Raw genomic sequence first — 14728 nt, 5'->3', positions numbered from 1 at the left:
TAATTGAACTTAGAGTTCTTTTTATTATTTAAAATGAATAAAGTATGAAAATCGGAACGAGGAGTGTATAGAAATGGACTATAAAGATACATTATTAATGCCAAAAACAGATTTCCCAATGCGTGGCGGTTTGCCAAATAAAGAGCCTAAGATACAAGAAGAATGGGACGAAAAAAACATCTATCAAAAAGTGTTAGATAAAAATGAAGGGAATCCTTCATATATTCTACATGATGGTCCACCATATGCGAATGGAAACTTACACATGGGTCATGCGTTAAACAAAATTTTAAAAGATATCATCACACGTTATAAATCAATGCGTGGTTATTATGCACCGTACGTGCCAGGTTGGGATACACATGGTCTGCCAATTGAACAAGCGTTAACTAAAAAAGGTGTTAAACGCAAAGAATTGTCAGTAGCAGAATTCAGAAAAAAATGTGAAGCATTTGCATTAGAGCAAATTGAAAACCAGAAAAAAGATTTCAAGCGATTAGGTGTTAAAGGTGATTTTAATGACCCTTATATTACTTTAAAACCAGAATATGAAGCAGCTCAAATTCGTTTATTTGGAGAAATGGCAGAAAAAGGTTTAATCTATAAAGGTAAAAAACCAGTATATTGGTCACCATCAAGTGAATCTTCATTAGCAGAAGCGGAAATTGAATATCAAGATAAACGATCACCATCTATTTATGTAGCATTTGATGTTAAAGATGGTAAAGGCATTGTCGATCCAGATGCAAAATTTATTATCTGGACTACAACACCATGGACGTTGCCGTCAAATGTGGCGATTACGGTGCACCCTGATTTAACTTACGGTCAATACAATGTAAATGGTCAAAAATATATCATTGGAAAAGATTTAGTGAGTGATGTTGTAGAAGCGTTAGGATGGGACGAAGATACTTTAGTATTAGAAAATGAATTTAAAGGTAAAGATTTAGAATATGTTGAAGCACAACATCCATTCTTTGAGCGTGAGTCATTAGTAATTAATGGTTTACATGTCACTACTGATGCAGGTACTGGATGTGTACACACTGCACCTGGACATGGTGAAGATGACTATATTGTCGGTCAAAAATATAATTTACCTGTGATTAGCCCAGTAGATGATAAAGGTGTATTCACTGATGAAGCTGGTCAATTTGAAGGCATGTTTTATGATAAAGCGAATAAAGAAATCACAGACTTACTAAAAGAAAAAGATGCATTACTACATTTAGAATTTATTACACATAGTTACCCTCATGACTGGCGTACTAAAAAACCAGTTATCTTTAGAGCGACACCACAATGGTTTGCATCTATAGATAAAGTACGTCAAGATATTTTAGATGCTATCGATGAGACACAATTCAAAGTGGACTGGGGTAAAACACGTATCTATAACATGATTCGTGACCGTGGCGAATGGGTAATTTCACGTCAACGTGTATGGGGAGTGCCATTACCAGTATTTTATGCTGAAAACGGCGACATTATCATGACATCAGAAACAGTTAACCATGTTGCTGATTTATTTGAAACAAATGGATCAAACATCTGGTTTGAACGTGATGCGAAAGATTTACTACCTGAAGGCTTTACGCATCCAGGTAGCCCTAACGGTGAATTTACAAAAGAAACTGATATCATGGATGTTTGGTTTGACTCAGGTTCATCACACCGTGGTGTGTTAGAGGCACGTTCGGAATTATCATACCCAGCTGATTTATACCTTGAAGGTAGTGACCAATACCGTGGCTGGTTCAACTCATCAATTACAACTTCAGTGGCTACAAGAGGCCAATCTCCATATAAAATGTTATTATCACATGGTTTTGTTATGGATGGAGAAGGTAAGAAAATGAGTAAATCATTAGGCAATGTGATTGTGCCGGATCAAATTGTGAAACAAAAAGGTGCAGACATTGCACGTCTATGGGTGAGTAGCGTTGATTACCTAGCAGACGTACGTATTTCAGATGAAATATTAAAACAAACTTCTGACGTATACAGAAAAATTAGAAATACTTTGAGATTTATGTTAGGTAACGTAAATGATTATAACCCTGCGACAGATGCAATAGCTGAAGATAATTTATTAGAAGTGGATAAATATTTATTGAACAGATTACGTGAGTTCACTGCGAATACTTTAGACCACTATGATAACTATGACTATTTAGATATCTTCCAAGAGGTTCAAAACTTTATTAATGTAGAACTAAGTAACTTCTACTTAGACTATGGTAAAGATATTCTTTATATTGAAGAGCGTGATTCTCATAAACGTCGTAGTATGCAAACAGTTTTATACCAAATCGTAGTTGATATGACGAAATTATTAGCTCCTATCTTAGTGCATACATCTGAAGAGGTTTGGTCACATATTCCTCATGTAGAGGAAGAAAGTGTACACTTAACGAACATGCCAGAGCGTGTTGAAGTAGACCGTGAATTTGTAGATAGATGGAATACATTTATGAAATTACGTGATGATGTCAACCGTGCATTAGAAGTTGCACGTAACGAAAAAGTAATCGGTAAATCATTAGAAGCTAAAGTTGTGATTGGAAGCAATGATAACTTTGACGCTACATCATTCTTACAACAATTTGCTGATTTGCAACAATTATTTATTACTTCTCAAGCAGAAGTAGTAGATCATGTAGAAGATGGAATTCCATATCAATATGGAGATATTCGTATTGAGCATGCACATGGTGAAAAATGTGAGCGTTGCTGGAATTACAGTGAATCATTAGGTTCTGTAGGTGAACTAAATAACTTGTGCCCGCGTTGTCAAGAAGTTGTCAAAACGCTAGTATAATTGAGACACTAGTTGTTATTAATTGAATATATTGATTTGGATGAGGCTGGGACATAATTAAGTGTCTTAGCCTCATCTTTGCTGGAGTGGAATGATAATAAAACTTATGTTATAAAATATAAAGTCATTACCACTCAATATTTCTGATTCCTTTTATTTATTTTCGATGGTGTACATTGATAATAAAACAAAGATAAAGTAATTTAGAAGAGCTTAAGTAAAACTTGATTTTAGAAGGGTGTTTTTTATGTTTCATAACCAAAGTGCACATTTTGTAAACGGCATAACATTAAATGTAAGGGATAAAGAAGCTATGAAACAATTTTATGAACATATCTTAGGGCTTAATGTAGTGAATGAATCATATTCGATTGTCCATTATGAAATTGGCAATTCAAATCATTTTCTTACCTTAAAGCAAATTAACTATGGTAGAGAACCATTAACTTCGGAAGCAGGGTTATTTCATTTAGCAATTAGATTACCATCGAAAACAGATTTAGCGGATTTGCTCGTTCAATTGAGTGAGTATGGATTGCCTATTAATGGTGGAGAGCATGATATTACAACCTCATTGTTTTTGGAAGACCCGGAAGGCAATGGCTTAGAATTTTATGTGGATCATCCTATTGAAGATTGGGTATTTGAAGATGACAAGGTTGTTTTAGAAACACAACCAATCAATGTTCCTAATTTATTAACCTATGTTTCAAATGAAAAATGGCAAGGTATACCTGATGAAACGTTAATTGGATATATTAATCTTAAAACGATAGAATTAAAGCGCGTAATTTCATATTATAAAAATTTCTTTGGTTTAGAAGCATCTTCCTTAGAAACAAATACAGCATTGTATTTATCTTCTAATGGTTACCACCAACATATAGTAGTTAATAATTGGTTTTCTCGAATTAAGCGCATTGAAAACCAAAAAACATATGGGTTGGCATGTGTAGATTATCACTATCCTGAGACGACTCACAAGAATATTACAGGACCAGATGGAATACTGTTTCGTTTTAATTTTTATAAAGTAATGTAACTAATGTGAAGCAAAGACAAAATTATTTTATTATGATATTAGGAAATTTTATTAAATGAGTATTATGAAAGAATATAGTATTATACCAATGGTTGATTATGAATTATTAAGTTTTATATATATAATCAAACTGTAACTTTTTTTATAAGTTTGATTAGGATATAATGAAAGATGTTGTAAAAGCGACTGAGCGCAGAATAGGAGGTACAGGCATGAAACGTCAGTACTACATTAGTATTTCTTTATTCATAACAATCGTTATATTATTATTAGATCAAATCACAAAATTTATTGTTGCCAGTTCTATGAGAGTTGGAGATTCTTTTAACGTAATTCCTAATTTTTTAAATATAACTTCTCACCGAAATAATGGTGCAGCATGGGGTATATTGAGTGGGAAAATGAGCTTTTTCTATATTATTACAATTATCATTCTGGTTGTATTAATTATATTTTACATTAAAGAAGCGAAACAGCATTTATTAATGCAAGTAGCTATTAGTTTATTATTTGCAGGAGCATTAGGTAATTTTATTGATCGTGTGTTACATGGAGAAGTTGTAGATTTTGTTGATACAAATATTTTCGGTTATAATTTCCCGATATTTAATGTAGCAGATTCTAGTTTGACCATAGGCGTGTTGTTAATAGTAATCGCTTTGTTAACAGATATGAAGAAAGAAGAATAGGAGAGATATCGTATGGAAATACATGAGTTTAAGATAGAAGACCAGAACGATACAGGTCAACGTATTGATAAGTTATTACCTGAATATAATTCAGATTGGTCACGCACTCAAATCCAAGATTGGATAAAAGAGAATCTTGTAAAAGTTAATGATAAAATCATTAAGTCTAACTACAAGACAAAGTTGAATGACTATATAGTTGTGACTGAAAAAGAAATTGTAGAAGCGGATATTCAACCAGAAAATTTAAATTTAGATATTTTTTATGAAGATGATGATGTAGCTATAGTATATAAACCTAAAGGAATGGTAGTTCACCCATCAGCTGGTCATTACACAGGTACTTTAGTTAATGGTCTTATGTATCAAATGAAGAATTTATCAGGTATTAATGGTGAAATTCGTCCAGGTATTGTACACCGTATCGATAAAGATACATCTGGATTATTAATGGTCGCTAAAAATGATATAGCTCATCGTAGTTTAGTAGACCAATTAGTTAATAAGACAGTTACTCGTAAATATGTCGCATTGGTTCATGGTAATATTCCACATGATTATGGCACAATTGATGCACCAATTGGCAGAAACAAGAATGATCGTCAGTCTATGGATGTTGTAGATGATGGCAAAGATGCAATTACGCATTTTAATGTATTAGAGCATTTTGATAAATATACATTAATCGAGTGTATACTAGAAACTGGCCGTACACACCAAATTCGTGTGCATATGAAATATATTGGGTTCCCATTAGTTGGTGATCCAAAATATGGACCGAAAAAAACGATGGATATAGGTGGCCAAGCATTACATGCTGGTTTAATAGGGTTTGAACATCCAATTACACATGAAAATATTGAAAAATCAGCCGCATTACCAGATGATTTTGAGCAATTATTAACTGAGTTACGTAGAAGCGAAAAATAATTATAAGAGTTTGGATATAAATATCTCTAATTAAAGAATAAACGTCAATTTCTATATAATCTAAATAGAAATTGACGTTTTCTTTGTTTATTGAAGTTTATATGCTTAAGTGTCCATCTTGAAGTGAGCATATCATAATAAATGTTAGTCCTTTATGTTGAATATTAAGTTTATGTCTCAAGCGCTTTATTGTTCTTTTATCACGAATTGAATTAACGATTACTATAATGTGCTTGTTATTTTCATGTTTATCGACTTGCAAGGTAATATGATTCATGGTATTATAATGACAGTTTAATAAAGAGCGAAAGTCTTTAATTGTGAGTCCAGAGAGGCTCCGAAGACATGTATTTAATAAAAATGATTATAAACTTACTGTTTGTTCATAAGAATGAAGAAACGCTATTGTAGTTATAGCTTCTTAACGCAATAGGAGCCATAGTATAATTTTTTAACTATGGAAGAGAAAGCATCTCATGTTATCGAGTGATGTCTCTTGAAGTTTGTAGACTTTTTAACTAAACCTCATGTCTAATAAAGACATGGGGGTTTCTTTATATCATCACTTAATTAAAGGCAGGTGTTTAAAATGTCAGAGCGCGTTATTATGGATGAGGCAGCAATACAAAGAACAGTTACACGTATTGCACATGAAATTTTAGAATATAACAAAGGTACTAATAATTTAATCTTATTAGGCATTAAGACACGTGGTGCATTTTTAGCGAGACGTATACAACAAAAGATCGAACAAATAGAAGAGGTAGCTGTGCCAACTGGAACAATAGATATTACACAATTCAGGGATGATTTAGAGCAAACAATAAATCAAGGAAATGATAAAGCGTATGAAATAGATGTAAATATTACAAATCAGGTTGTTGTTATTATCGATGATGTTTTATACACAGGAAGAACAGTGCGAGCTTCATTAGACGCTGTTCTACAGTATGCGAGGCCCAAAAAAATTGGCTTAGCTACTTTAGTAGACAGAGGTCATAGAGAATTACCGATTCGCGCTGACTTCGTAGGAAAAAATATTCCTACAGCAAAAGAAGAAGATGTATCAGTATTTCTCCAAGAAATAGATGATAGAAATGCAGTTGTAATTGAATAGCACCTTTTAATTCAGTACGAGAGACTGAAAAAGGGAAGAGGTAAAAGCTACTATAAAAATTATTGTTTGAACGGGATTTTTATAGGCTTTTAGAAAGATAAGCTACTTGCTTAAAACAAACGCCTCTTCATATTATCTTGATTAAATTATATTGAGCTATCGTTTTAACTTACGAATAACGCTTAGTTTTCTATAATCAAAACAGGTAATATATACTTTTTAGTCTCTTTACATGAATTCAATGTAAAGAGATTTTTTTATGAGAGGAAGCATAAACATGGAAAATGAAACAATGTTTGAACGAACAGTCAAACCAGTATTAGATGTAGATGATAGACCTAAAATCGGACAATGGGCATTCTTGAGTACGCAACATTTATTTGCAATGTTTGGCTCCACAGTACTTGTGCCGTTTTTAACTGGATTACCAATATCATCGGCACTTTTAGCGTCAGGAATCGGGACATTGTTATATATCTTAATTACTAAAGCAAAAATACCTGCTTATCTTGGATCAAGCTTTGCCTTTATAACACCGATCATTACAGGGTTAAACTCACATAGCTTAGGGGACATGCTTGTGGCGCTTTTTATGAGTGGTGTCATGTATGTTCTGATTGGTATAGCAATTAAAATTAGTGGAACAAATTGGTTAATGAACTTATTACCACCAGTAGTTGTTGGCCCGGTTATTATGGTTATCGGCTTAAGTTTAGCACCGACCGCTGTAAATATGGCAATGTTTGAGAACTCGGGAGATATGAAAGGTTATAACTTAAGTTATTTAGCAGTAGCAATGATTACATTACTTGTAACGATTATAGTACAAGGTTACTTTAAAGGTTTCTTATCTTTAATTCCAGTACTCATCGGCATAGTAACTGGCTATATTGTTTCAATTGCTATGGGATTAGTAAACTTTGCGCCCATCACTGAGGCCAAATGGTTACAATTTCCAGAAGTATATATACCATTTAAAGATTACACACCTTCATTTCACTTGGGGTTAGTATTGGTATTAATACCAATTGTGTTTGTGACTGTTAGTGAACATATTGGACATCAAATGGTAATTAACAAAATAGTAGGGCGCAACTTCTTTAAAGACCCAGGTTTAGATAAATCCATCATTGGTGATGGTGTATCAACGATGTTTGCGAGTATCATTGGTGGGCCCCCAAGTACAACTTATGGAGAAAATATTGGTGTGCTAGCAATAACTAAAATATATAGTGTATATGTTATTGGTGGCGCTGCAACAATTGCAATTATTCTAGGATTTGTTGGAAAATTCACCGCATTAGTTTCATCTATACCAACACCAGTAATGGGTGGGGTATCCATTTTACTCTTCGGTATTATCGCTGCTAGTGGGCTGAGGATGCTAGTCGAAAGTGAAGTGGATTTCGCAAGTAACAGAAATTTGGTCATTGCTTCTGTCATTTTAGTCATAGGAATAGGGAATCTTGTATTTAATTTAAACGGCTTAGGTATTAATTTAGAAATTGAAGGCATGGCATTAGCTGCTTTAGCAGGTATAACACTGAATTTGATTTTACCGAAAGAAACCCCAGCAGATTAATAAAAATTGTCATAATAAGGAGCTGAAAAATATGGATAATTTACTAACAATGGAACACTTAAATACGACTGAAATTTATGAATTGATACAACGCGCGAGCGCTTTTAAAAATGGTGACGTGAAACCATGTTGTTTTAATGATAAATTCGTAGCAAATTTATTCTTTGAAAATTCCACACGCACAAAAAGTAGTTTTTTAGTAGCCGAACAAAAATTAGGATTAAAATTAATTGATTTTGAAACAGATACATCTTCTGTTCAAAAAGGTGAATCGCTATATGATACTTGTAAGACATTAGAACAAGTAGGTGCAGATGTGTTAGTAATTCGACATCCTCAAACAAATTATTATGATGAGTTAGAAAAGTTAAACATCCCAATTATCAACGCTGGTGACGGAAGTGGACAACATCCCACTCAAAGTTTATTAGATATTATGACAATCTACGAAGAATACAAAACATTTGAGAACTTAAATATTTTAATTTGTGGAGATATTAAAAATTCACGTGTAGCCAAAAGTAACTTTCAAAGTTTAAGTGCTTTAGGTGCAAATGTGATGTTTTCAAGTCCAGAGTCATGGAAAGATGAAACATTAGAAGCACCGTATGTAGAAATAGATGAAGTGATTGATTCAATAGACATCGTGATGCTACTTAGAGTACAACACGAGAGACATGGCGATAGTGAAATAGCTAGTTTTGAAACGATGCAATACCATGAACAGTTTGGACTTACACAACAACGATATAACAAGCTAAATGATCGAGCGATTATTATGCATCCAGCTCCGGTCAATCGAGGCGTAGAAATAGAAGATACGCTTGTCGAAGCACCTAAGTCTCGTATTTTTAAACAAATGGAAAATGGTATGTATATCCGCATGGCAATTATTGACTATATCTTACAAATGGAAGGGGCAACAGCAAAATGAAATTATTAACAAATGCGCAAATATTACAAGACGGTGAACTAACAAAGGTATCAATCTTAATAGATGGGAAATATATTAAGAAAATCGCACCTCAAATAGATGTTGATGCGGGTACAGAAGAAATCGACCTCAAAGGACAATTTGTTTCACCAGGATTAGTCGATGTTCATGTTCATTTACGTGAACCAGGTGGAGAACATAAAGAAACGATTGAAACAGGAACAAAAGCGGCAGCTCGAGGTGGTTTCACTACAGTTTGTCCAATGCCAAATACTCGTCCAGTACCAGATTCTGAAGAAAATCTTAATCACTTAAATCAATTGATAGCAGAAAATGCGCAGGTTAGAGTCTTGCCATACGCTGCTATAACAGTGAGGCAAGCAGGTAAGGAACATGTTGATTTCTCTACGCTTGCACAAAATGGTGCATTTGCTTTTACCGATGATGGCGTAGGGGTACAGCAAGCGAATATGATGTACGAAGCTATGCAAGAAGCTGCAAAAGTTAATAAAGCTGTCGTAGCACATTGTGAAGATAACAGCTTGATTTATGGCGGTGCCATGCACGAAGGAGAACGTAGCAAAGCTTTAGGTATACCAGGTATTCCAAATATTTGCGAAGCAGTACAAATAGCCAGAGATGTGTTATTAGCAGAAGCAGCAGGTGCTCATTATCACGTTTGCCATGTATCAACTAAAGAAAGTGTTAGAGCGATACGCGATGCTAAAAAAGCAGGCATACATGTAACTGCTGAAGTTACCCCACATCACTTATTATTGACTGAAGACGATGTTCCTGGAGATGATGCGATTTATAAAATGAATCCTCCTTTAAGAAGTAAAGAGGATAGAGAGGCCTTGCTTGAAGGATTGCTAGATGGAACTATTGATTGTATCGCAACAGATCATGCTCCACACGCAGCCGAAGAAAAGGATCAACCAATGACTAAAGCACCATTTGGTATCGTAGGTAGTGAAACAGCATTCCCATTGCTTTATACGCGCTTTGTTAAAAATGGTGAGTGGACGTTACAACAATTAGTTGATTATTTAACAATTAAACCAGCCCAGACATTTGATTTACCATACGGAAGATTAGAAGAAGGTGGATTAGCTGATTTAGCAGTTATCAATTTAGACAAAGAAACTGAAATCAACGCAGATGACTTTGCGTCTAAAGGACGTAACACACCATTTATAGGGTATAACGTTTATGGTACACCAGTATTAACAATGGTTGAAGGTGAAGTTAAATTTAAGGAGGAAAAATAATGTTAAAGCAACGTTATCTTGTTTTAGAAGATGGTTCATACTATGAAGGTTACCCAATAGGCTCCGATAATTTAACACTAGGGGAAATTGTCTTTAATACGGCAATGACAGGTTATCAAGAAACGATTTCAGATCCTTCATATACCGGTCAAATTATTACATTTACTTACCCTTTAATAGGGAATTACGGTATAAATAGAGATGATTTTGAATCACTTGTTCCTACTTTAAACGGTGTTGTAGTAAAAGAAACCAGCAGCCAACCAAGTAATTTTAGAAAACAAAAAACATTTGATGAAGTACTTGTAGAGTATGATATACCAGGCATTTCAGGTGTCGATACACGAAGTATTACAAGGAAAATTCGAAAATACGGCGTGCTAAAAGCTGCGTTTACAGATAATAAAGCCGAGATTGAGCAAATAGTTACACAATTAAAAACAAAAGAATTACCACGTAATGAAGTGACAACTGTATCTACAAAATCTCCTTATGTATCTACTGGCTATGGCTTAAGTGTTGTCTTGGTTGATTTTGGTAAAAAACAAAATATTGTAAGAGAACTTAATGCACGTGGTTGTAATGTAACTGTAGTACCATACGACACAACTGCAGAAGAAATTATTAGAATGTCACCTGATGGTGTGATGTTGTCTAATGGACCTGGTGACCCTGAAGCGGTTGAAACAGCATTAGAAATGATTCAAGGCATCTTAGGACAGGTTCCATTTTTCGGTATTTGTCTAGGTCACCAATTATTTGCACTAGCTCAAGGAGCGACTTCTTTCAAAATGAAGTTTGGTCACAGAGGCGCTAATCATCCAGTCAAAGACTTAAAAACTGGAAAAATTGCATTAACGAGTCAAAATCACGGTTATGCAATTGATAAAGATTCTTTAATAAATACAGATTTAGAAATTACACATATTGCTATTAATGATGGCACAGTTGAAGGTTTGAAACATAAATCATTACCAGCTTTTTCAGTACAATATCATCCTGAAGCATGTCCGGGACCATCAGATTCTAATTATTTATTTGATGAATTTATCGACATGATGAATGAATATAAAACAAAGGAGCGTACAATCAATGCCTAAACGTCAAGATATAGAAACGATTTTAGTTATAGGATCAGGACCAATTATCATCGGTCAAGCTGCAGAGTTCGATTATGCAGGTACTCAAGCATGTTTGGCATTAAAAGAAGAGGGCTACCGTGTAATATTAGTTAACTCAAACCCAGCTACGATCATGACGGATACTGAAATTGCCGATAAAGTGTATATTGAACCATTAACGCATGATTTTATTGCACGTATTATTCGTAAAGAGCAACCAGATGCACTCCTACCTACATTAGGAGGTCAAACAGGATTAAATATGGCAATTCAATTACATGATAGTGGAGAATTAGAAGCTAATAATGTACAGCTATTAGGAACAGAATTGCAGTCGATTCAACAAGCTGAAGATAGAGAATTATTTAGAACATTGATGAACGAACTAAATGTACCGGTTCCTGAAAGTGATATCGTCAATACAGTTGAGCAAGCATTTGCATTTAAAGAGGAAGTTGGTTATCCGTTAATCGTAAGACCGGCATTTACAATGGGCGGCACTGGCGGAGGAATTTGTTATAACGATGAAGAATTTAAAGAAATCGTAGGTAACGGTTTACATTATAGTCCGGCCACACAGTGTTTAATCGAAAAATCAATCGCTGGCTATAAAGAAATTGAATATGAAGTTATGCGTGATAAAAATGACAATGCTATTGTTGTCTGTAATATGGAAAATATTGACCCTGTGGGTATACATACAGGTGACTCAATCGTAGTAGCACCTAGTCAAACGTTGTCAGATGTAGAATATCAAATGTTACGTGATGTATCGTTAAAAGTGATACGTGCATTAGGCATTGAAGGCGGTTGTAATGTACAGCTTGCGCTAGACCCACATTCTATGGATTACTATATCATCGAGGTGAATCCTCGTGTATCTCGCTCATCTGCGTTGGCGTCAAAAGCAACAGGTTATCCAATTGCCAAATTAGCTGCCAAAATTGCAGTAGGATTGACGTTGGATGAAATGTTGAATCCGATTACTGAAACATCATATGCTGCCTTTGAGCCCACATTAGATTACGTGATTTCTAAGATTCCACGCTTCCCATTTGATAAATTTGAAAAAGGTGAACGTGTTCTAGGTACACAAATGAAGGCGACAGGCGAAGTAATGGCAATCGGAAGAACATATGAAGAGTCCTTACTTAAAGCGATTCGTTCTTTAGAATATGGTGTACATCATTTAGGCTTACCAAATGGTGAAACGTTCGATTTAGATTATATTAAATCACGTATCAAAGACCAAGATGATGAGCGTCTATTCTTTATAGGAGAAGCAATCCGCAGAGGTACGACATTAGAAGAAATTCATGAAATGACAAAAATAGATTATTTCTTCTTAAACAAATTCCAACATATTATTAATATAGAGCATGATTTAAAGGCTAATAAAGGGGATATTAATTACCTGAAATTTGCTAAAAATTATGGCTTTAGCGACCGTGTCATTGCTCATCGTTTCGACATGACAGAAACTGAAGTTCACGATTTAAGAGTAGCAAATGGTATTACACCAGTGTATAAAATGGTAGATACATGCGCTGCAGAATTTGAGTCAACAACACCTTATTATTATGGAACATACGAATACGAAAATGAATCTATCGTTACGGATAAAGAGAAAATTCTAGTGCTTGGGTCAGGTCCAATACGTATTGGTCAAGGTGTTGAATTTGACTATGCAACGGTGCACGCTGTATGGGCAATTCAACAAGCTGGTTATGAAGCAATTATTGTAAACAATAATCCAGAAACTGTATCAACTGATTTTTCAATATCAGATAAATTATACTTTGAACCACTAACTGAAGAAGATGTCATGAATATTATTGATTTAGAACAACCTAAAGGGGTAGTCGTTCAATTTGGTGGCCAAACAGCGATCAACTTAGCTGATAAATTAGCAAAACACGACGTTCAAATTCTAGGAACATCATTAGAAGATTTAAATAGAGCAGAAGACCGTAAAGAATTTGAAGCGTTATTGCATAAAATTGGCGTGCCACAACCAAATGGTAAGACGGCTACATCACCTCAAGAAGCACTACAAAATGCAAGGAACATTGGTTATCCAGTCGTTGTAAGACCATCTTACGTATTAGGCGGACGCGCGATGGAGATTGTTAATAGTGACGCAGAATTAGAAGATTACATGAATCAAGCTGTTAAAGCTAGCCCAGATCATCCTGTATTAGTAGACAGATACTTAACAGGTAAAGAAATTGAAGTTGATGCTATATGTGATGGAGAGACTGTAATTATTCCGGGTATCATGGAGCATATCGAAAGAGCGGGTGTTCACTCAGGTGATTCTATTGCAGTTTATCCACCACAAACATTAACTCAAGTAGAAATGGATACGCTAGAAGATTTCACTATTAAATTGGCAAAAGGGTTAAATATAGTCGGATTAATTAATATTCAATTTGTTATTGCACACGACGGCGTATATGTTTTAGAAGTGAATCCACGTGCCAGTCGTACGGTGCCATTCTTAAGTAAGATTACTGATATTCAAATGGCGCAATTGGCAATGCGTTCCATTATGGGCGAAAAACTTGTCGATTTAGGTTATAAAGCTGGAATCCAACCGTACGCAAATGGTGTGTTTGTCAAAGCACCGGTCTTCAGTTTTAATAAATTGAAAAATGTAGATATTACGCTTGGACCTGAAATGAAATCAACAGGTGAAGTAATGGGGAAAGATTCTACAATGGAAAAGGCGCTTTACAAAGGGTTAACTGCAAGTGGTATGGAAGTCAGTGACCACGGGACAGTTTTGATGACAGTAAGTGATAAAGATAAAGATGAAATTATATCTATTGCACATCGTTTAAACGAAGTAGGCTATAAAATTTTAGCGACAGAAGGTACTGCCCAAAAATTAGCTGAAAATCAAATTCCTTCAGAAGTCGTTGGCAAAATCGGTGGTGAAGATGATTTATTAACTCGCATTCAAAATGGTGAAGTTCAAATCGTCGTTAATACGATGACAAAAGGAAAAGAAGTTGAACGTGATGGCTTCCAAATCAGACGTGCATCTGTTGAAAATGGCGTACCTTGTCTAACATCGTTAGATACAGTAGACGCACTAACAAGTGTCCTTGAAAGTATGACTTTCACAATGAAAAACATGTAATATGGCAACAAAATAATCTAAGGTAAAATAGTGTTTGAATAAATTACTATTTTACCTTTTAATTAAGTAAATA

10 protein-coding genes are annotated in these 14728 nt (G+C 34.6%); all 10 read left to right on the top strand.

What is annotated here, in order from left to right:
• Positions 1 to 73: 73 nt before the first annotated feature.
• The 10 genes from ileS (at position 74) to carB (ending at position 14655) form a co-directional block, all read left to right on the top strand.
• The gene (gene ileS, locus ACW5YJ_RS10040; protein ID WP_017724223.1) at positions 74 to 2824 is read left to right on the top strand and encodes an isoleucine--tRNA ligase; all 2751 of its coding nucleotides are present in this window, start codon (positions 74 to 76) and stop codon (positions 2822 to 2824) included.
• Between the two features lie 247 nt (positions 2825 to 3071).
• Complete coding sequence (locus tag ACW5YJ_RS10035; RefSeq protein WP_017724224.1) at positions 3072 to 3866, top strand: VOC family protein; 795 nt, start codon at positions 3072 to 3074, stop codon at positions 3864 to 3866.
• 212 nt (positions 3867 to 4078) lie between these two features.
• A complete protein-coding gene (gene lspA, locus ACW5YJ_RS10030; protein WP_017724225.1) occupies positions 4079 to 4555 on the top strand; it encodes a signal peptidase II in 477 nt (158 codons plus the stop codon).
• 12 nt (positions 4556 to 4567) lie between these two features.
• Positions 4568 to 5485 carry an RluA family pseudouridine synthase gene (locus tag ACW5YJ_RS10025; protein WP_017724226.1) on the top strand — a complete coding sequence of 306 codons (918 nt, stop codon included), beginning with the start codon at positions 4568 to 4570 and terminating at the stop codon, positions 5483 to 5485.
• A gap of 589 nt (positions 5486 to 6074) precedes the next feature.
• Positions 6075 to 6602 (top strand): bifunctional pyr operon transcriptional regulator/uracil phosphoribosyltransferase PyrR, encoded by a 528-nt coding sequence (gene pyrR, locus ACW5YJ_RS10020; RefSeq protein ID WP_017724227.1) that lies wholly within the window; start codon positions 6075 to 6077, stop codon positions 6600 to 6602.
• 277 nt (positions 6603 to 6879) lie between these two features.
• Entirely contained in the window at positions 6880 to 8184 is a 1305-nt protein-coding gene (locus ACW5YJ_RS10015; RefSeq protein ID WP_153672357.1) for a uracil-xanthine permease family protein, read from the top strand.
• A 31-nt stretch (positions 8185 to 8215) separates the two neighbouring features.
• Entirely contained in the window at positions 8216 to 9118 is a 903-nt protein-coding gene (locus ACW5YJ_RS10010; protein WP_017724229.1) for an aspartate carbamoyltransferase catalytic subunit, read from the top strand.
• Positions 9115 to 10389 carry a dihydroorotase gene (locus tag ACW5YJ_RS10005; RefSeq protein ID WP_017724230.1) on the top strand — a complete coding sequence of 425 codons (1275 nt, stop codon included), beginning with the start codon at positions 9115 to 9117 and terminating at the stop codon, positions 10387 to 10389. Before ACW5YJ_RS10010 ends, ACW5YJ_RS10005 begins: the two co-directional genes overlap by 4 nt.
• Positions 10389 to 11489, top strand: a complete 1101-nt coding sequence (locus ACW5YJ_RS10000; protein WP_153672356.1) for a carbamoyl phosphate synthase small subunit — start codon at positions 10389 to 10391, stop codon at positions 11487 to 11489. The genes ACW5YJ_RS10005 and ACW5YJ_RS10000 overlap by 1 nt, the downstream gene beginning before the upstream one ends.
• A complete protein-coding gene (carB, locus tag ACW5YJ_RS09995; protein ID WP_119604190.1) occupies positions 11482 to 14655 on the top strand; it encodes a carbamoyl-phosphate synthase large subunit in 3174 nt (1057 codons plus the stop codon). Before ACW5YJ_RS10000 ends, carB begins: the two co-directional genes overlap by 8 nt.
• The last annotated feature ends 73 nt before the right edge of the window (positions 14656 to 14728 follow it).

It is taken from the genome of Staphylococcus sp. mip270_02 (genome assembly GCF_054031535.1).
Note: the sequence above shows the minus strand (reverse complement) of the source record. Positions and strands in the feature narration are given on the sequence as shown.